Source organism: Mycobacterium sp. ITM-2016-00316 (genome assembly GCF_002968335.2).
Lineage (GTDB): Bacteria > Actinomycetota > Actinomycetes > Mycobacteriales > Mycobacteriaceae > Mycobacterium.
Genome location: NZ_CP134398.1, coordinates 1718438 through 1737146 on the forward strand (window position 1 = coordinate 1718438; position 18709 = coordinate 1737146).

The following is an 18709-nucleotide window of genomic DNA, read 5'->3' on the forward strand; positions in this document are numbered from 1 at the left end:
CGCGGTCAGCAAGCCGATCCCGTTCACCAGACCCTCACCACCAGAATCGCACCGATCACCAGGACCGTGCCTGCCAGCATGGTCAACGCATAGGACCGGGCGAACCCGGTCTGCCACTGCCGCATCCGCTGCGATGCACCCGCCACACCCGCGGCCAGGCCCCGGGTCACACCCTCCACCGCATCGTCATCGAGTTCCACCAGTCCCGCGGTGAACTGCGCGCCGGGACGCATCAGCACCCGTTCGTTGAACGCATCACCGTAGAGGTCGTGGCGCGCGGCCACGGTCAGCGCGGACCCGTCCGGTGCGATCTCGGGGATCGCCCGGGTGGCGTACATGCGGTAGGCGATACCGATACCGATCGCGACCACCGACAGCGTGATGGTGGTCATCACCCAGACCGGGACGACATGGTGGGCCTCGTGGGTACCCACCACCGGTTCGAGCCAGTGCGCCAGCGTGCCGCCGATGGCCAGCAGCGCGCCGGCGCCGACGGACCCGACGGCCAGCACGATCATCGGGGCGGTCATGACCGAGGGGGATTCGTGCGGCGTGCTATCCGGTTGCCACCGGCGCTCACCGAAGAACGTCAGCAGCATGACCCGGGTCATGTAGAACGCGGTGATCCCCGCGCCCAGCAGGGTCGCACCGCCCAACAACAGTCCCTTGACTCCGCCTGCGGCGAACGCGGTCTCGATGATGGCGTCCTTGGAGAAGAAGCCGGAGAACGGTGGCACCCCGATGATCGCGAGGTAGCCCAGGCCGAACGTGACGAAGGTGACCGGCATGACGGTGCGCAAACCGCCGTAACGCCGCATATCGGTTTCGTCGTTCATCCCGTGCATCACCGAACCGGCGCCCAGGAACAGGCCCGCCTTGAAGAACCCGTGGGTGAGCAGATGCATGATCGCGATGGCGTACCCGGCGGGTCCCAGCCCGGCGGCGAGCACCATGTAGCCGATCTGGCTCATCGTCGACGCGGCGAGGGCCTTCTTGATGTCGTCCTTCGCGCAGCCGATGATCGCGCCGAACAGCAGGGTGACGGCGCCGACGACGGCCACCGCGGTCTGGGCTTCGGGCGCCAGGTTGAACACCGGGCCGGACCGCACGATCAGGTACACGCCGGCGGTCACCATGGTGGCCGCGTGGATCAGCGCGGAGACCGGGGTCGGGCCCTCCATGGCGTCGCCCAGCCACGACTGCAGCGGCACCTGCGCGGACTTACCGCACGCGGCCAGCAGCAGCAACAACCCGATAGCGTTGAGCGTTGCGCCGGACAGTTGCGGTGCGGCCGCGAAAACGCCGGAGTACGAGACGGTTCCGGTGGCGGCGAACATCACCATCAACGCGACCGCCAGCCCGATATCGCCGACCCGGTTGACCACGAACGCCTTCTTGGCCGCGGTGGCCGCGCTCGGCTTGTGTGACCAGAACCCGATCAGCAGGTAAGACGCCAGGCCGACCCCCTCCCAGCCCATGTACAGGCCCAGGTAGTTGTCGGCCAGCACCAGCAGCAGCATGGCCGCCAGGAACAGGTTCAGGTAAGCGAAAAACCTTCGGCGCTCGGCGTCGTGGGCCATATAGCCGATCGAGTACAGGTGGATCAGCGATCCGACACCGGTGATCAACAGCACGAAGCAGATGGACAGCTGGTCGACCTGCAACCCGAAATCGACGCGCAGGTCGCCGGCCGGCACCCAGGAGAACAGGGTCTGGTGCAGCGTCCGGTCATCCTCGGGGCGCCCGAGCAGCTGGGTGAACAGCACCGCCGCGACCACGAACGACGCTGCGGCGGCGGCCAACCCGAGCAGATGCCCCCACGCGTCGGTGGCCCGGCCACCGAGCAGCAGCAGCGCCGCTCCGGCCAGCGGCAGGGCGATCAGCAGCCAGGTCAGGTTGTCCACTAGTGCCTCAGCAGACTTGCGCCGTCCACCGACGCCGACCGGCGCGCCCGGAAGATCGCCATGATGATGGCCAGTCCGACCACCACCTCACAGGCGGCGACCACCATGGTGAAGAAGGCGACCACCTGTCCGTCGAGGTGGCCGTGCATCCGGGAGAACGTCACGAACGCCAGGTTTGCGGCGTTGAGCATCAGCTCGACGCACATGAACATGATGATGGCGTTGCGGCGCAGCAGCACTCCGGCGGCCCCGATGGTGAACAGCAGGGCCGACAGGAACAGGTAGTTGGCCGGGTTCATTCGTCATCCTCGGTTCTCACGTGACCACGCGGCACCAGCACCGAGCTGACCGACGTGCGCGCGCCGGTGCCATCGGGCAGCCGTGCCGGCACATCGACCGCGTTGTGCCGGGCGTACACACCGGGATTGGGCATCGGCGTCGGATGCCCACCAGGGGCGAAGCGTTCGGCGGCCATCTCCCGTTGGGTCTTGCGGCGGTCGAACCGCTCCCGGTGGGCCAGCACCATCGCGCCGAGTGTCGCAGTGATCAGCAGCGCGCTGGTCAACTCGAAGGCCCACACGTAGCGGGTGAAGATCAGCACCGCCAGACCCTCGACGTTGCCGGCGCCGTTGGCCTGCTCGAGGCCTGCGAATCCGGTGACCGAGGCGTTGCCGATCGCCCCGATGAGCAGCACCCCGAAGCCGACGCCCACGACGATGGCCGAGATCCGTTGCCCTCGGATGGTTTCCACCAGCGACTCCGAGGAGTCGACGCCGATGAGCATCAGCACGAACAGGAACAGCATCATCACTGCGCCGGTGTACACGACGACCTGCACCACCCCGAGGAACACCGCGTCCTGGGCGATGTAGAGCACCGCGAGGTTGATCATCGTGATGGCCAGGAAGATCGCCGAGTACACCGCCTTGGTCGCCGTGACCACCCCGAGCGCGCTGCCAACGATCACCGCGCCCAGGATCCAGAACAGCACCGCCTCGGTGGTCGTGGTGCGGGTGAGTGCCTCACCGTCGATCGCGGCGGCCACCAGGTCGCGGGTCATCACGTCGTCTCCGGCTGCTGGATCAGTCCGAGTGCGTTGATGTTGCCGCGGTAGTAGTCCTCGTCGGTGCTGCCCGGCGCCATCGCGTGCGGGGGCGGGGTCATGTCGGCGGCCAGCGGGGCGAGCAGCTTGTCCTTGCCGTAGATCAGGTCCGCGCGGTTGTCGTCGGCCATCTCGTAGTCGTTGGTCATGGTGAGCGCCCGGGTGGGGCAGGCCTCGATACACAGTCCGCAGCCGATGCACCGCAGATAGTTGATCTGGTACACCTGTCCGTACCGTTCGCCGGGGGAGAACCGTTGCTGCTCGGTGTTGTCCGCACCTTCGACGAAAATGGCGTCCGCGGGGCAGGCCCAGGCACACAGCTCGCAGCCGATGCATTTCTCCAGCCCGTCGGCGTACCGGTTCAGCTGATGCCTGCCGTGGTAGCGCGCCGCGACGGGGCCCGGTTCCTCGGGGTACTGCTCGGTGATCGGCTTCTTGAACATCGCCTTGAACGTGACGCCGAACCCGGCCAGCGCATCACCGGTCTTAGACATCTGAATGCTCCTTCGGTTCCTCGCGCAGCGGACGCGGAATATGCGGTATCGGCGGTATCGGGTAGACGCTCACCGCACTCGGATCCGTGGGCAGGCTGAACGCCGGGATCGCGTTGCGCCGCAACGAACGGCGGATCATCAGGATGAGGGCCACCGCGACGACGGCGCCGAGACTGATGACCATGGCCACCCAGATCGGCGAGCCCTGTCCGCGCAGCGTCTGGGTGATGGCGACGATGACGATCCAGCCCAACGAGACCGGGATGAGCAGCTTCCAGCCCAGCGCCATGAACTGGTCGTAGCGCATCCTGGGCAGGGTGGCGCGCAGCCACATGAACAGGAACAGAAACGCCCACACCTTCCCGATGAACCACAGCAGCGGCCACCACCCGGTGTTGGCGCCGTCGATCAGGTTGAACGGGAACGGTGCCTGCCAGCCGCCGAGGAACATCGTGGCGGCCAGCGCCGACACCGTCGTCATGTTGACGTACTCGGCGAGCATGAACATCGCGAACTTCAGCGACGAGTACTCGGTGTGGAATCCGCCGACGAGTTCGCCCTCGGCCTCCGGCAGGTCGAACGGTGCGCGGTTGGTCTCGCCGACCATGGAGGTGACATACACCAGGAACGAGGGCAGCAGCAGGAACACGAACCAGGTGCTGTGCTGGGCGGCGACGATCCCGGAGGTGGACATGGTTCCGGCAAGGAGGAACACGGCGACGAAGGACAGCGCCATCGCGATCTCGTAGGACACCACCTGGGCACTTGAGCGCAGACCACCCAGCAACGGATAGGTCGATCCGGAAGCCCAGCCCGCCAACACGATTCCGTACACCCCGACCGACGTCACCGCCAGCACGTAGAGCACGGCCACCGGCAGATCGGTGAGTTGCAGCGCGGTGGTGTGCCCGAAGACCGACACCAGCCCGCCCATCGGGATGACGGCGAATGCCATGATCGCCGGGATGACGGCGATCACCGGTGCCATCAGATAGATCGGTTTGTCCACCCCCGCCGGGATCAGGCCCTCCTTGAGCGCGAGTTTGACACCGTCGGCAAGGCTCTGCAGCAGCCCGAACGGCCCGACGCGGTTGGGACCGAACCGCATCTGCATGCGGCCCAGGATCTTCCGTTCGGCGAGGATGGCCACCAGAACGGTGAGTAGCAGGAACACGAAGATCAGCAGGCATTTTGCGAGCATCAGCCACCACGGGTCGCGGCCGAATGAGCTCAGGTCCGGCATATTCATGGGCGATCCCGCTCCGCTTCTCGCCGCGTCATGCCGGGCCGATCCCGACAATCGATCCGACCACGGCGCCGAGGGTCCGATGCACCGCCGATCCGGCGGAGTTCAGCGGCACCCACACCACCCGGTCGGGCATCTCGGTCACCGCCACCGACAGGCTCAGCTCACCGCGGTCGGTGCGCACACGTACCGGAGCGCCCTCGGCGCAACCGATCTCGGCGGCCGTCGCCGCGGACAACCGCGCCACCGCGGGGCGGGCGGTGCCGGCAAGATGCGGCTCCCCGTCCTGCAGGCGTCCGCCGTCGAGCAGCATCCGCCAGCCGGTCAGCACGGCTTCGCCGGGCCCGGGGTGCGGCGCCTCGGTCGCAGGGACGGTCGGCGCGGCGGCCCGCGCGCCCTCCCAGCCGCCCAGCCGCTCGATATCGGCGCGCACGGTGGCGGCATCGGTCAGCCGGAGATCGACCCCGACCTCGTCGGCCAGCGCGGCCAGCACCCGCATATCGGCGGTGGCGGCCGGGGGCAGCGCCGCCGGGAACGGACGGTGGCGGCCCTCCCAATTCACGAAGGTGCCGGCCTTCTCGGCGACCGGTGCGACCGGGAACACCACGTCGGCACGTTCGGTGACGGCGCTGTGCCGCAGCTCCAGGCTGACGATGAACGGTGTCGCCTCCAGGGCGGCGACGGCCGCCTCCGGGTCGGGCAGGTCGTCGACCTCGACACCGCCGATGAGCAGGGCCCGGATATCGCCGGCGGCGGACGCAGCCAGGATCGCGCCGGTGTCCCGGCCGGGCCGGGCGGGTAGTTCCTCGACGTTCCAGGCGGCGGCCACCTCGCTGCGCGCGGCGGCGTCTTCGACGGGACGGCCACCGGGCAGCAGATGCGGTGCGGCACCGGCTTCGAGCGCACCGCGCTCACCGGCGCGGCGCGGGATCCAGCCCAGCCGGGCGCCCGTTGCGGCGGCCAGCCGGATCGCCGCGGAGTAGGCCCCGGGGGAGCCGGCCAGGCGTTCCCCGACGAGGATGAGCGCATCGGGCGGCAGTTCGGCTGTCAGGCCGTCCAGTGCCGCGGCCTCACCGCCGGGCGCGACCGGGATGTGGCGGCCGCCCATCTTCTGCAGGCCGCGGGTCGCGAACGGACCGATCGACAGCACCGGCAGGCCGCGCTTGCGGAAGGCCTTGCGCAGCCGCAGGAACACGATCGGGGATTCCTCTTCGGGCTCGAAGCCGGCCAGCAGCACCGCCGGTGCGGACTCGATCTCGGCGTAACTGACCGACTGCGGCAGTCCGGCGACCGCGTGGGCCAGGAACTGCGCTTCCTCCGCCGAGTGGACCCGGCTGCGGAAGTCGATATCGTTGGTGTCCAGCATGATCCGGGCGAACTTGGCGTAGCCGTAGGCGTCTTCCACGGTCGCGCGCCCACCGACCAGGACACCGGCGTGCCCGGCGGCGGCGGTCAGGCCGCGCACCGCGATCGCCACCGCCTCCGACCACGACGCCGGACGCTGGCTGCCGTCCGGGTCGCGTACCAGAGGAGTGGTGATGCGGTCACCTTGACGGGTGTAGGTGAATGCCCAGCGACCCTTGTCGCAGTTCCACTCCTCGTTGACCTCCGGGTCATCTCCGGCCAGTCGCCGCAACACCTTTCCGCGCCGATGATCGGTGCGTTGGGCGCATCCCGACGCGCAGTGTTCGCAGACGCTCGGCGAGGACACCAGGTCGAAGGGCCGCGCACGGAAGCGGTATGCGGTGCCGGTGAGGGCGCCGACCGGGCAGATCTGCACGGTGTTGCCGGAGAAGTAGGAGTCGAACGCCTCCCCGGCGGCGATGCCGACCTGTTGTAGCGCACCGCGTTCCAGCAGCTCGATGAACGGGTCACCGGCGATCTGGTTGGAGAACCGGGTGCACCGGGCGCACAGCACGCACCGTTCCCGGTCCAACAGCACCTGGGCGGACAGGTTGATCGGTTTGGGGAAGGTGCGTTTGACGTCGGTGAAGCGGGAGTCGCTGCGGCCGTTGGACATCGCCTGGTTCTGCAGCGGGCATTCGCCGCCCTTGTCGCAGACCGGGCAATCCAGCGGATGGTTGATCAACAGCAGTTCCATCACCCCGTGCTGGGCCTTGTCGGCGATCTCGGAGGTCAGCTGGGTGCGCACCACCATGTCCGGGGTGACCGAGGCCGTGCACGAGGCCAGCGGTTTGCGCTGACCCTCGACCTCGACCAGGCACTGGCGGCAGGCGCCGACCGGATCCAGCAGCGGGTGATCGCAGAACCGCGGGATCTGGATGCCCATCAGTTCGGCGGCGCGGATCAGCAGGGTGCCCTTCGGCACGCTGACCTGGTGCCCGTCGATGCTCAGCTCCACCATCTCGACCGGGGTGGTCTCCTTGGCCGGTTCGGCAATCGTCATGCGCCCGCTCCTTCGACGGCGAACAGTGTCGACGCATAGGGGTCGAACGGACACCCGCCGCCCAGATGGGCCAGGTATTCGTCGCGGAAGTACTTGATGGACGAGATGATCGGGCTGGCCGCCCCATCCCCGAGCGCGCAGAACGACTTGCCGAGAATGGCGTAGGAGATGTCGAGCAGTTTGTCGATGTCCTCGGGAACCCCGGTGCCGTCCTCCAGGCGCTGGTAGATCTGGGCCAGCCAGTAGGTGCCCTCCCGGCACGGAGTGCACTTGCCGCAGGACTCGTGGGCGTAGAACTGGGTCCACCGCCGCACCGCGCGCACCACGCAGGTGGTCTCGTCGAAGATCTGCAACGCCTTGGTGCCCAGCATCGATCCCGCGCCTGCCACCCCTTCGTAATCCAGTGGCACGTCGAGGTGCTCGGGGGTCAGCAGCGGGGTCGACGAACCCCCCGGGGTCCAGAACTTCAGCTGGTGTCCGACCCGCACGCCGCCGGCGTAGTCGAGTAGTTCCCGCAGTGTGACGCCCAGCGGGGCCTCGTACTGGCCGGGTCGGGTGACGTGACCGGACAGCGAGTAGAGCGTGAAGCCGGGTGACTTGTCCGAGCCCATCGACTTGAACCAGTCGACGCCACCGGCGACGACGGCGGGCACGCTGGCAATGGATTCGACGTTGTTGACCACGGTGGGGCAGGCGTACAGACCGGCGACCGCCGGGAACGGTGGGCGTAGGCGGGGTTGGCCGCGACGCCCTTCCAGCGAGTCCAGCAGCGCGGTTTCCTCGCCGCAGATGTAGGCGCCCGCACCGGCGTGCACGACGAGGTCGACACCGGACCCGAGGTAGCCCGCATCGTAGGCCTCGGCGACCGCGGCCTGCAGGCGCCGCAGCACCGGCACCACCTCACCGCGCAGGTAGATGAACGCATACCGGGCCCGGATCGCGTACGCCGCAATGATCGCGCCCTCGATGAGCACATGCGGTGACGCCATCATCAGCGGGATGTCCTTGCACGTACCGGGTTCCGACTCGTCGGCATTGATCACCAGGTAGTGCGGTTTGGCGCCGGCACCTTCGGTGCCCTGCGGGATGAACGACCACTTCTGCCCGGTCGGGAACCCCGCCCCGCCCCGGCCGCGCAGTCCGGACTCCTTGACCAGGGCGATGACGTCATCGGGGGCCATGGTGAGCGCCTTCGTCAGCGCCTGGTATCCGCCGTGGCGCCGGTAGGCGTCCAGCGTCCAGGACGACGGCTGATCCCAGTGCTTGCTCAAAACGGGTGCGAGGGTCACGGTCGGCCCCCGTTCTTCGGTGGCAGGTCGGCCGACGGTGCGGGTGCCGGTTGGTCGCGAGCGGTCTCCTCGGCGATCCGTTGGTCATCGGGACCGCCTGCGGTGGAGTGGCTTTCGCCGGACGCGGGAGCGGTCATGCCGCGCTCCCGGGCCACCTTCAGGCCCGCGAGCGTGGCATCGCCGGGCGTCGCGTCGTTCGCGCCGGGTCGGTCATCGGGGAAGCCGGCGAGGATGCGGGCTGTCTGCGTGAAGGTGCACATCGGCGCCCCGCGCGTGGGCGTGACCGGCGCGCCCGAGCGCAGATCGTCGACGAGATCCCGTGCCGAGGCCGGGGTCTGGTTGTCGAAGAACTCCCAGTTCACCATCACCACCGGGGCGTAGTCGCATGCGGCGTTGCATTCGATGTGTTCCAGCGTGACCGCACCGTCCGCGGTGCTCTGGCCGGCGTGGATGCCGAGATGATCCTGCAGCACCTCGAGAATGGCATCGCCACCCATGACCGCGCACAACGTGTTGGTGCAGACCCCGACGAGGTAGTCCCCGGTGGGGGTGCGCCGGTACATCGAGTAGAACGTGGCGACGGCGGTGACCTCGGCGGGGGTGAGGCCGAGTTGTGCGGCGCAGAAACCGACTCCGGCCGGGGTCAGGTAACCGTCCTGGGCCTGCACCAGGTGCAGCAGCGGCAGCAGTGCCGACCGCGCCACCGGGTAGCGGGCGATGATCTGCTCGGCATCGGCGATCAGCCGTTCGGTCACCTCGTCCGAATAGTGCTGGGGCCCAGCGCTGATCGGGGGTCCGGCTTCATCCGGGCGTTGCCCCAGCTGAAGATCGATGGTCGTCACCTGTCTACGCCTCCCATCACCGGGTCGATCGACGCCACCGCGGATATCGCGTCGGCGACCATGCCGCCCTCGCACATGGCGGCCACCGCCTGAAGATTGGTGAACGAGGGGTCGCGGTAGTGCACGCGGTACGGGCGGGTGCCGCCGTCGCTGACCATGTGCACGCCGAGCTCACCGCGCGGTGACTCCACGGCCACGTACACCTGACCGGCCGGCACCCGGATACCCTCGGTGACCAGCTTGAAGTGATGGATGAGGGCTTCCATCGAGGAGCCCATGATCTTCGCGATGTGCTCGGGTGAATTGCCCAGCCCGTCCGGGCCGATCTTGAGGTCGGCCGGCCAGGCCAGCTTCTTGTCGGTCAGCATCACCGGCCCGGGCTTCAACCGGGCGACGCACTGTTCGACGATCTTCAGCGATTCCTTCATCTCGTCGACGCGAATCAGATAGCGGCCGTAGGCATCACAGCCGTCATCGGTGCACACCTCGAAGTCGTAGGTCTCATACCCGCAGTAGGGCTGGGCGCGGCGCAGGTCGTGCGGCAGGCCGGTGGAGCGCAGCACCGGTCCGGTGATGCCGAGCGCCATGCACCCGGTCAGATCCAGGTACCCGATGCCCTGCGTGCGGGCCTTCCAGATGTAGTTCTCCCGCAGCAGCTTCTCCAGATCGCGCAACCCCTCCGGCAGCGTCGTGAGCAGTTCGCGCAACTGGGGCAGGGCTTCGTCGGGCAGATCGGCGGCGAGCCCGCCGGGGCGGATGAAGGCGTGGTTCATCCGTAGCCCGGTGATGGTCTCGAACATGCTGAGGATGGTCTCGCGCTCGCGGAATCCGAAGAACATGGCCGACATCGCACCCAGTTCCATCCCGCCGGTGGCCAGTGCGACCAGGTGGCTGGAGATCCGGTTGAGCTCCATCAGCAGCACCCGGATGACGCTGGCGCGTTCGGGGATGTCGTCGGTGACCCCGAGCAGCTTCTCCACACCCAGGCAGTAGGCGGTCTCGTTGAAGAACGGGGACAGGTAGTCCATCCGGGTCACGAAGGTGACGCCCTGGGTCCAATTGCGGTACTCGAGATTCTTCTCGATTCCGGTGTGCAGGTAGCCGATTCCGCACCGGGCCTCGGTGATGGTCTCGCCTTCGATCTCCAGGATCAGGCGCAGCACGCCGTGCGTGGACGGGTGCTGCGGACCCATGTTGACGACGATCCGTTCGCCGGCGTGTTCGCGCGCGGCGGCCACCACCGCATCCCAGTCCTGGCCGCCGACCATGACCACGGGCGGAGTGCTCTCCACTGACATCAGTTGTATGACCTCCGCTCGTCGGGCGGCGGTATCTGCGCCCCGTGGTACTCCACGGGGATGCCGCCCAACGGGTAGTCCTTGCGTTGCGGATGCCCGACCCAGTCGTCGGGCATCTCGATGCGGGTCAGCGACGGGTGCCCGTCGAAGATGATCCCGAAGAAGTCGTAGGTCTCCCGCTCATGCCAATCGGTGGTCGGGTACACCGAGAACAGCGAAGGTACGTGCGGATCGGCGTCCGGCGCCGCCACCTCCACCCGCAATCTGCGGTTGTGCGTGATCGACATCAGCGGATAGACGGCGTGCAACTCGCGGTCCTGCTCCTGCGGATAGTGCACACCCGAAACGCCCAGACAGAGCTCGAATCTCAGCGCGGGATCGTCGCGCAGGGCCTGGGCGACCACCGGCAGATGCTCACGTCGGACCTCGAGGGTCAGCTCGTCGCGGAACACCACGACGCGTTCGACGGCGGCGGTGAACTGGTCCGGTCCCAGTCCGGCGATCAGTGCGTCCACCACCTCGTCGAAGTAGTCGCCGTAGGGGCGCGGTGAACTGCCCGGCAGCGAGACCTCACGCACGAGCCGCCCGTAGCCGGAGGTGTCACCGCTGCCGGTGACGCCGAACATGCCGCGGCGGGTGCCGATGACTTCGGCGTCTGGCTTCTCGCTCATGAGCGCAACAATCCGGTCAGTTCGAGGGTTGTCGGCGACGCCAGCGCGGCCTGTTCGGCGGCGGCGACGGCCTCGGCCCGGTTGACCCCGAGTGGCATCTCGGCAATCTTGGCGTGCAGCTTCAGGATTGCGTTCAGCAGCATCTCCGGCCGCGGCGGGCAGCCGGGCAGATAGATGTCCACCGGTACCACGTGGTCGACGCCCTGCACCACCGCGTAGTTGTTGAACATGCCGCCCGAGGACGCGCAGACCCCCATGGCCAACACCCATTTCGGCTCTGCCATCTGGTCGTAGACCTGACGCAGTACCGGCGCCATCTTCTGGCTGACCCGGCCCGCGACGATCATCAGATCGGCCTGCCGCGGCGTGGCGGAGAACCGTTCCATCCCGAACCGGGAAATGTCGAAGCGCGGACCCGCCGTCGCCATCATCTCGATGGCGCAGCACGCCAGCCCGAAGGTGGCCGGCCACAGTGAGCCCTTCCGGACATAGCCGGCGACCTTCTCCACGGTGGACAGCAGAATGCCGCCGGGCAGTTGTTCCTCTAATCCCATGACAGGCCTCCTCGGCGCCAGACGTAGGTGTAGGCCACGAAGACGGTCAGCATGAACAGCAGCATCTCGACCACCGCGAACAATCCCAGCGAGTCGAAGGACACCGCCCACGGGTAGAGGAACACGATCTCGATATCGAAGATGATGAACAGCATTGCGGTCAGGTAGTACTTGACCGGGAAGCGCTGGCCGGTGGCGAGCTTGGCATCCTCGGCGGGCAGCAGGGGTTCGATACCGCATTCGTAGGCTTCGAGCTTGGCCCGGTTGTAGCGGCGCGGTCCGATGAAGGTGGCGATGCCCACCGACCCGACCGCGAACACGGCAGCGATCGCCCCGAGCACCAGTATGGGTGTGTAGACGTTCATGCCTGTGTCAACCTTTGTGCCGCTCTCTCGTTGGACTGTCGATGTGAGCTAGGACACAGCTTAGTCGCGTTAACGGTTGGGGCGGCGCATTTTCGTTAGTATCGGGTGCAATAGCTCGGCTGCCCGCTCTCATCGCAGAGAGTGGTGAAGAACCAACGGCCGCAGGCTGTTTCGTGCTGGAACTCAAGCGGAGTTGCGCAGTAGATGCGCGACGGCCTCACCGAGGCGGATTGGGTCGATCGGATGGGACACCACCGCTTCGGCGCGTGACCAGGAGGCCAGCCAGGCGTCGTCGGCCCGTCCGGTGAGTACCAGGATCGGCGGGCAGACCTCGACCTCGTCCTTGAGTTGTTTGGCCAGTCCCAGCCCGCCGGCCGGGGCGGCTTCGCCGTCCAGAATGAGCAGATCGAACCCGCCGGCGGCGACCTGTTCGACGACGACCGGAGCGGTCGCGACATCGAGGTAGCTCAGCTCGGGCAGATCGGGGTGGATGCGCCGGCCAAGTGCCGAGCGCACCTGATCTCGGGTGCGGTAGTTGGAGCTGTAGACCAGGATCCGGAGCTGGGCATCGGTGTCGGCCACATGGCCGATGCTACGACTGCTTGACGAAAACCGCGGCGGCTTCGATGGTGACAGCGTCGCCCATCATCCCGAGCAGGTTGCCGTCGACCCCGAACGTCTGGCGATTGAGCGTCGTGGTGGTCTGCAATTGGACCTCGCCGCCGGCGGCGTCGCGGACGTGCACCGGGAGATCGAGTTCCTGTTCGCGGCCCTTGACCCGGACCACGATGCTCAGGGTGACCCAGGAAGCTCCGGTGACCTCCGCGGACTCCACGGTCACCTCGATCAGCGGGAAGCGCTCGACATCGAAGAAGTCCGCGGAGCGCAGGTGCGTGTCACGGCGGCCGATGCCGGTGTTCACCGATGCCGCGGCAATGGTGAGACGGCCGGTGACATTGCCGTCCGCGACCGCCTCGGCGGTCCCTTCGGTATCGGTGAACACGCCTTTGACGTGGGCGAAACCCCAGAACGTCGGGCTGTGGAAGGCCAGCTCCGTTCGCGTGGGATCCAGCCGCCAGGTACCTATCCAGTCCAGCGGGTCCATGGTGTTCTCCTCAGCTCGTCAGCAGGGGAGCCATATCGGCCGGGTCGAAGTACTCGTCGATCCTGGTGATGCGGCCGTCGGCTCCCACCTTGATCACGATGCATACCCGCAATTTGACGGAAGCACCATGGGTGGCGTCGGCGTGCAGGATGTGCTGCTGGACGAACCCGCCGTCGAAGAACTGTCGATCGAGGATCTCGTAGCGGTGTGTCGTGGTGATCCGGAGGAACCAGCGGATCACCTTCAGCGCCAGCTCGCGGTCATTGTCGGCCGGATCGCCGCTGTGCCACACCGCGACGTCGTCGCCCCACAGCGCCTCGATATCGGCGTAGGCGCCGCGTTCGATCGCGTCGAACAAGCGGTTCGCCACCTCAACGGTCATTGTTTCTCCTTCTGGATTGTTCCCCATCGCTCGCTCGCCCCGGGGGTTGACCTCAACCGAAGTTCAGGTCGGACACTGGCGGATATGAGGGAACGCTTCGATACCGCTTATGAAACACACACTGCGCCTTGGGTGATCGGTGAACCACAACCTACGGTGGTCGCCCTGGAAAGAACGCGTCTGCTGCGCAGTCCGGTCCTCGACATCGGATGCGGTCTGGGGGAGCACACCATCCTGCTGACCCGGTTGGGTTATGACGTGGTCGGCATCGACTTCGCGCCGCATGCCATCGAGCAGGCCCGTGCGAACGCGACCGCCCGCGGGGTGGATGCACGCTTCGAGATCGGCGACGCCTTCGATCTGGAAGCGGCGGCGCCGTACGAGACGGTCTTGGACAGCGCGCTGTTCCACATCTTCGACGATGCCGACCGGGCGCGCTACGTCGAGAGCTTGCGCCGCGTCTGCCGGCCCGGGGGATACCTCCATGTGCTGGCGCTGTCCGACGCCGGTCGCGGGTTCGGTCCGCAGGTCAGCGAGCAGGTGATCCGGTCGGCGTTCGCCGAGGGCTGGCAGGTGGAGGCGTTGGAGACCACGACCTACCGCGGCGTGGTGGGGCAGGCGCACGCCGAATTGCTCGGGCTGCCGGCAGGCACGGTGGTCGACGAGCCGGCCTGGCTGGCGCGGGTGGCTCGGGTGTGAGAACTGGCGCCGCGACGGTCGTGGTTGCGGCGGTATTCTTCGGACGTGGCGTCCGACGAGCGCGAGAATCGCCGGGAGGTTCGAAACGAGATCCGGGACTTCCGGCAGGCGACGACGGCGTCGTTCAATGCGATGCGTACAGACTTCGTCGACTTGCGACAGGAGTTTGTCGAGTTGCGTGGACAGTTTGATCGCGGTTTCGCCGAGATCCGTGGACGTCTCGACGCGGCAGCCGCCGGCCAGCAGCAGATCGTCGCGTTGATCCAGACGGTCAGCGACGATCGTCGGCACGACTAGCTCACGCCTCCTCATAGCCGGGGTGTGCGACCCGCAGCCGGTGCGCCACCAGCGCGCGCAAGGCGGGAAACACCTCGTCATCGCGCCCATCGAAGCCGCCGGTGCGGATGGCGGCGGCCAGCGCGGACTCGTCGTCGAAGCCCAGCGCCGCAAGCGCGGCCCGCGGCTGATCGCCGGTGTCGTCGAGCAGCTCGCGTTCCACGGTGCGCAGCACATTCGCCGCGACCCGGGCGTGGAAGTTCACCGCTCCGGTTGTCTCGGCGCGGACCTCGCCCTCGAGGAATTCGGCGACGGCGGCGACGAGTTCGGCGGCGGTCGGCTTGTAATGCAGGTCCGTCACGAGGCCTCCAGCAGGTCGAGCAGGTCGTACTCGGTCTCGCACACCCGTCGTCCGATGGCGGCCAATTCGACCGAGCGGGTCAGCCCACTGCGGTGCCGTTCGTACTGGTAGCGGCAGATGACACCCCAGCGCAGGGTGGCCGCGACCAGCCACCAGCGCAGCGCGGCGCGGTCCACCGGCAGGCCGCCCGCCCGTTCGTAGGCGGTGACGAAATCCTCGACGCTGCCGAGCCCGCCGGCACCCAGCGATGCCGGCGCGCCGAAGCGCCAGGCCCGGATGCAGAACCAGGCCAGATCATCGAGGGCCTCGCCGATGTGGGTCAGTTCCCAGTCGAGCACCGCCGCCAGGCCGGTGTCGTCGACGATCAGGTTGCCCATCCGGAAGTCGCCGTGCACCAGCACCGACGGGGTCGGCTGCGGCCGATGCAGTTCCAGCCACCGGAAGGCCCACTCGAATGTGGCTGTGGTGTCACCCATCTCGTCGAGCTGATGGCGCCACTCCGCCAGCGGGTCCGAGGTCGGCAGCCCGATACCCGCCGGGTCGGCCCGGTGGATCGCGGCCAACGCTTCGGCGCACTGGCGGAGCAGGCGAGCCCGCGTCGCATCGTCGAGGGTGCGTTGGATCTTGCGGACGATGGTCTCGCCGCCGATGAAATCGCAGATCAGATACGGATTGCCCAGGGCGGCAGGGGAATTGTCGGCGGCGATGACCTCCGGCACCGGGGCCCCGGTGGTGGCGGCACGGCGCAGGGCGGCAGCCTCCAACTCCATGCTGGCGTGCACGTCATCGGGTGGACCGGTGCGCAGGATCAGGGCGCGTACGCCCGCCGCCGTGTGCGCATCGAAGGCCCAGGTGGCACGGCTGGCTCCGCCGGTGAGCACCCGCAGATCGGCGACCGTGACCTCGCCGAACGCGGGCGCCAGAACGCCGGCGAGGGCGGCGGGATCGGTCACTTGCGACCGAACTTCAGCATGCGCTGCGCGACCCGGCGGATCTGTATCTCTTCGGCGCCCTCGGTGATCCGGTACCGGCGGTGGTGCCGATAGATGTGCTCGAACGGTTCATGGCGGCTGTAACCGACACCGCCGTGGATCTGCATCGCCCGGTCGGCGGCCTCACACACCAGCCGGTTGGCCCGGTAGTTGGCCATCGAGACCTTGTCCGAGACCTCCATGTGGTGATCGCGATCCAGGTGCCAGGCGGCGTAGTACACCAGTAGGCGCACCATCTGGGCCTCGGTCTGCAACTCGGCCAGCGGCCACTGCACGGCCTGGTTGACCGACAACGGCTTGCCGAACACGATCCGGTCCCCGGCATACTGTGCGGCCCGGTCGATACAGTATTGCGCCGCCCCCAGGCTACTGGCGGCCTGCCGAATCCTGTTCTCGTGCAGGAAGGTCTGGCCGACCTCGAGTCCGTGGTCGACCTCGCCGAGGACCGCGTCGGCGGGCACCCGGACGTCCTTGAGCTCGACCTCGCCATGGTCGCTGGGCATGTTGAAGGTCCACCAGTAGTACGGAACTGTGAACCCCGGGGTGTCGGTGGGCACCAGGAATGCGGTGATCCCCACCGCGGAGCCGTCCTGACCCGAGGTGCGGGCGAAGACCAGATCATGGGTGGCGCGGTGCACGCCGGTGTTCCAGCGCTTGGCGCCGTTGATCACCCAGTCGTCGCCGTCGCGGACCGCGGTGGTCTCCATCCAGGTGGCGTCGCTGCCGTGGTTGGGTTCGGTGAGCCCGAACGCCATCGAGCGCTCGCCGGTGAGCATCGCCTCGACCCAGTCCTTCTTCTGGGCCTCGGTGCCGAACCTGCTCATCATGATGACCTGCGGGAAGTTACCGACGATCGACGATTCGTCCTGCAGATCGTTGTGCAGCCCGAGCCCCTTGTGCGCCAGGTGTTCCCGGATCACCGCCATGTCCAGGTTCGATCCGCCTCGACCGCCGAACTCCTCCGGCAGCCCGTACCGCAGCCACCCGGCGGCATCGGCGCGCCGCCGCATCTCGTCGAGCAGGTCCTCCCATTCGCGGGTCGGCACGCCGCCGTTGTCCAGGTCGGTCCGGGCGAACTCGCGACGCCGGTCGAAGTACTGCATGTTCTCGCGTTCCAGCGGCTTGATCTCAGCCTCGATGAAGGCGTCCATCTCGGCCAGCAGGCCTGGAAGGTGCTCGGGTAAAGCGAAATCCACGGTGATCTCTCCTTCTGGCTCAGTGGCCGTACAGCGTTTTCTTCCAGATCGTCGACAGCGTCTTGATGGCGTCGGCGTCGCTGATCTGCAGCTCGGAGCCGGGGTTGCCCACCACGACGACGGTGAAGTTCTCGAACAGCAGCGCGATCGCGGCGGCGATGTGTTCGGGGTCGAGGTCCTGTGCGTAGCCCTGCTCGCGGGCCCGGCGCACCGACCCGGCGACCATATCCATACCGAATCGCCGGAACTCGTGCTGAACCTGCGCGAAACGCGGCTGGGTGGCCCCGAGTTGAGCGACGGCGATCATGATGCCGATGTTCTGCCGGAACAGATTCCAGTACCCGGTGACCACCGTGGTGAAGTACTCGCTGTCCTGCGGAGTATCCGGCAGCGGTACCCGCGAGCCGGACGGCTCGACGATATCGTGCAGGAACGACTCGGCCAGCGAGGCCAGCAGATCTTCCTTGTCGTCGAAATACCGGTAGAACACCGCCGAGGACTTCCCGGCCGCGGAGGTGATATCGGCCAGGGTGGTGCCGTGAAAGCCGCGTTCGGCGAACAGTTTCCGGGCGGCCAGTTCGATGGCCTCTCGGGTCTGCCTGCCCTTGGCGGTCAGCGATTCGGCGGGCGTCATATCAGGCCAGGATGCGATCACCGGCGCGCAGCAACGCGCTGGGCAGTTCGTGCCCGACGGCGTCCTGGGCGATCCGAGCCGCTGCGATGGCTGCCTCGAGGTCCACGTCGACCTCGATACCGCTGTCGCGCAACAGGTACACCAGATCCTCGGTGGCGATGTTACCGCTGGCTCCCGGGGCGAACGGGCACCCGCCCAGGCCGCCGACGGAGGCGTCCAGCCGGGTCACCCCGGACTGTACGGCGGCATACGCGCTGGCCAGTCCGGCACCGCGGGTGTTGTGGAAGTGCGCACCCAGCGGCAGATCGCCGATCACCGGTCGGACCCGCTCGATCAGTGTGGTGACCCGGCGCGGAGTGGTGGTCCCGATGGTATCGGCGATGGCGATCCGGTCGACGCCGAGTTCGGCCGCCGCCGAAGCGATCTCGATCACCCGGCGGGGATCCGTCGGGCCGTCGAACGGGCAGTCCCAGGCGGTCGCGATGATGACCTCGACGGTCGCGTCGTGATCATGGGCGATGCGGGTGACGTCGGCGATGGCCGCCGTCGCCTGGCCCGCGTCACGGCCGACGTTCGCGCGGCTGTGCGCATCCGAGGCCGACACCACGTACTCGATCGAGGTCAGACCGGCCGCGACGGCTCGTTTGGCGCCATTGGGGCTGGCCACCAGCGCGGAGAACTCGACGTCGGGAAAGCGGTGCAGTTCGGCGGCGAGTTCGGCGGCATCGGCCAGGGCCGGCACCTTCGACGGCGACACGAAGGCGGTGGCCTCCACCTCACGCACCCCGGTGGCGACGATGGCCTCCAAGATGCCGATCTTGGCGGCCAGCGGGATGGGCGCCTCGATCTGTAGACCGTCGCGCAGGCAGACCTCGCGGATATCGACTCTCAT

22 protein-coding genes are annotated in these 18709 nt (G+C 67.7%); 2 read left to right on the top strand and 20 right to left on the bottom strand.

Annotated elements, in window-relative coordinates:
* Window positions 1-23: 23 nt before the first annotated feature.
* From nuoL to C6A86_RS08325, 15 genes are all read right to left on the bottom strand, one after another.
* On the bottom strand, window positions 24-1904 hold the full coding sequence (nuoL, locus tag C6A86_RS08255) for an NADH-quinone oxidoreductase subunit L (RefSeq protein ID WP_105363579.1): 1881 nt from the start codon (window positions 1902-1904) through the stop codon (window positions 24-26).
* Window positions 1904-2203, bottom strand: a complete 300-nt coding sequence (gene nuoK, locus C6A86_RS08260) for an NADH-quinone oxidoreductase subunit NuoK (protein ID WP_057167596.1) — start codon at window positions 2201-2203, stop codon at window positions 1904-1906. The genes nuoL and nuoK overlap by 1 nt, the downstream gene beginning before the upstream one ends.
* Window positions 2200-2964, bottom strand: coding sequence for an NADH-quinone oxidoreductase subunit J (locus C6A86_RS08265; RefSeq protein WP_105363578.1), 765 nt, complete (start codon window positions 2962-2964; stop codon window positions 2200-2202). Before C6A86_RS08265 ends, nuoK begins: the two co-directional genes overlap by 4 nt.
* Entirely contained in the window at window positions 2964-3500 is a 537-nt protein-coding gene (nuoI, locus tag C6A86_RS08270; protein WP_105363577.1) for an NADH-quinone oxidoreductase subunit NuoI, read from the bottom strand. Before nuoI ends, C6A86_RS08265 begins: the two co-directional genes overlap by 1 nt.
* On the bottom strand, window positions 3493-4749 hold the full coding sequence (gene nuoH, locus C6A86_RS08275; RefSeq protein ID WP_105363576.1) for an NADH-quinone oxidoreductase subunit NuoH: 1257 nt from the start codon (window positions 4747-4749) through the stop codon (window positions 3493-3495). The genes nuoI and nuoH overlap by 8 nt, the downstream gene beginning before the upstream one ends.
* A 28-nt stretch (window positions 4750-4777) precedes the next feature.
* Window positions 4778-7153 (bottom strand): NADH-quinone oxidoreductase subunit G, encoded by a 2376-nt coding sequence (locus C6A86_RS08280; protein ID WP_105363575.1) that lies wholly within the window; start codon window positions 7151-7153, stop codon window positions 4778-4780.
* Window positions 7150-8442: an NADH-quinone oxidoreductase subunit NuoF gene (gene nuoF, locus C6A86_RS08285; protein WP_105363574.1), complete on the bottom strand. Its 1293-nt coding sequence runs from the start codon at window positions 8440-8442 to the stop codon at window positions 7150-7152. The genes C6A86_RS08280 and nuoF overlap by 4 nt, the downstream gene beginning before the upstream one ends.
* Entirely contained in the window at window positions 8439-9284 is an 846-nt protein-coding gene (gene nuoE / locus C6A86_RS08290; RefSeq protein WP_105363573.1) for an NADH-quinone oxidoreductase subunit NuoE, read from the bottom strand. Before nuoE ends, nuoF begins: the two co-directional genes overlap by 4 nt.
* Window positions 9281-10582, bottom strand: coding sequence for an NADH dehydrogenase (quinone) subunit D (gene nuoD, locus C6A86_RS08295; protein ID WP_105363572.1), 1302 nt, complete (start codon window positions 10580-10582; stop codon window positions 9281-9283). Before nuoD ends, nuoE begins: the two co-directional genes overlap by 4 nt.
* A complete protein-coding gene (locus C6A86_RS08300; RefSeq protein ID WP_105363571.1) occupies window positions 10582-11253 on the bottom strand; it encodes an NADH-quinone oxidoreductase subunit C in 672 nt (223 codons plus the stop codon). Before C6A86_RS08300 ends, nuoD begins: the two co-directional genes overlap by 1 nt.
* Window positions 11250-11807 (bottom strand): NADH-quinone oxidoreductase subunit B family protein, encoded by a 558-nt coding sequence (locus C6A86_RS08305; RefSeq protein ID WP_057167587.1) that lies wholly within the window; start codon window positions 11805-11807, stop codon window positions 11250-11252. Before C6A86_RS08305 ends, C6A86_RS08300 begins: the two co-directional genes overlap by 4 nt.
* Window positions 11798-12172, bottom strand: coding sequence for an NADH-quinone oxidoreductase subunit A (locus C6A86_RS08310; RefSeq protein WP_105363570.1), 375 nt, complete (start codon window positions 12170-12172; stop codon window positions 11798-11800). Before C6A86_RS08310 ends, C6A86_RS08305 begins: the two co-directional genes overlap by 10 nt.
* Window positions 12173-12355: 183 nt before the next feature.
* Entirely contained in the window at window positions 12356-12754 is a 399-nt protein-coding gene (locus C6A86_RS08315) for a response regulator transcription factor (RefSeq protein ID WP_105363569.1), read from the bottom strand.
* Between the two features lie 10 nt (window positions 12755-12764).
* The gene (locus C6A86_RS08320; RefSeq protein WP_105363568.1) at window positions 12765-13277 is read right to left on the bottom strand and encodes a YceI family protein; all 513 of its coding nucleotides are present in this window, start codon (window positions 13275-13277) and stop codon (window positions 12765-12767) included.
* A gap of 10 nt (window positions 13278-13287) precedes the next feature.
* Window positions 13288-13659: a nuclear transport factor 2 family protein gene (locus C6A86_RS08325; protein ID WP_105363567.1), complete on the bottom strand. Its 372-nt coding sequence runs from the start codon at window positions 13657-13659 to the stop codon at window positions 13288-13290.
* A gap of 84 nt (window positions 13660-13743) precedes the next feature.
* Here C6A86_RS08325 and C6A86_RS08330 point away from each other — a divergent pair, with 84 nt between their 5' ends.
* Both C6A86_RS08330 and C6A86_RS08335 read left to right on the top strand, forming a co-directional pair.
* Entirely contained in the window at window positions 13744-14358 is a 615-nt protein-coding gene (locus tag C6A86_RS08330) for a class I SAM-dependent methyltransferase (RefSeq protein WP_105363566.1), read from the top strand.
* A 45-nt stretch (window positions 14359-14403) separates the two neighbouring features.
* Window positions 14404-14655, top strand: a complete 252-nt coding sequence (locus tag C6A86_RS08335) for a hypothetical protein (protein WP_105363565.1) — start codon at window positions 14404-14406, stop codon at window positions 14653-14655.
* 1 nt (window position 14656) lies between these two features.
* Here C6A86_RS08335 and C6A86_RS08340 read toward each other — a convergent pair whose 3' ends face one another.
* The 5 genes from C6A86_RS08340 to C6A86_RS08360 are packed head-to-tail and all read right to left on the bottom strand — an operon-like array spanning window position 14657 to window position 18709.
* Window positions 14657-14995 (bottom strand): DUF6285 domain-containing protein, encoded by a 339-nt coding sequence (locus C6A86_RS08340; protein ID WP_233213019.1) that lies wholly within the window; start codon window positions 14993-14995, stop codon window positions 14657-14659.
* Window positions 14992-15948 (bottom strand): phosphotransferase family protein, encoded by a 957-nt coding sequence (locus C6A86_RS08345; RefSeq protein ID WP_233213018.1) that lies wholly within the window; start codon window positions 15946-15948, stop codon window positions 14992-14994. The genes C6A86_RS08340 and C6A86_RS08345 overlap by 4 nt, the downstream gene beginning before the upstream one ends.
* On the bottom strand, window positions 15945-17183 hold the full coding sequence (locus tag C6A86_RS08350) for an acyl-CoA dehydrogenase family protein (protein WP_105363564.1): 1239 nt from the start codon (window positions 17181-17183) through the stop codon (window positions 15945-15947). The genes C6A86_RS08345 and C6A86_RS08350 overlap by 4 nt, the downstream gene beginning before the upstream one ends.
* Before the next feature lie 19 nt (window positions 17184-17202).
* Window positions 17203-17817: a TetR/AcrR family transcriptional regulator gene (locus C6A86_RS08355; RefSeq protein WP_105363563.1), complete on the bottom strand. Its 615-nt coding sequence runs from the start codon at window positions 17815-17817 to the stop codon at window positions 17203-17205.
* A gap of 1 nt (window position 17818) precedes the next feature.
* A complete protein-coding gene (locus C6A86_RS08360; protein ID WP_311101078.1) occupies window positions 17819-18709 on the bottom strand; it encodes a hydroxymethylglutaryl-CoA lyase in 891 nt (296 codons plus the stop codon).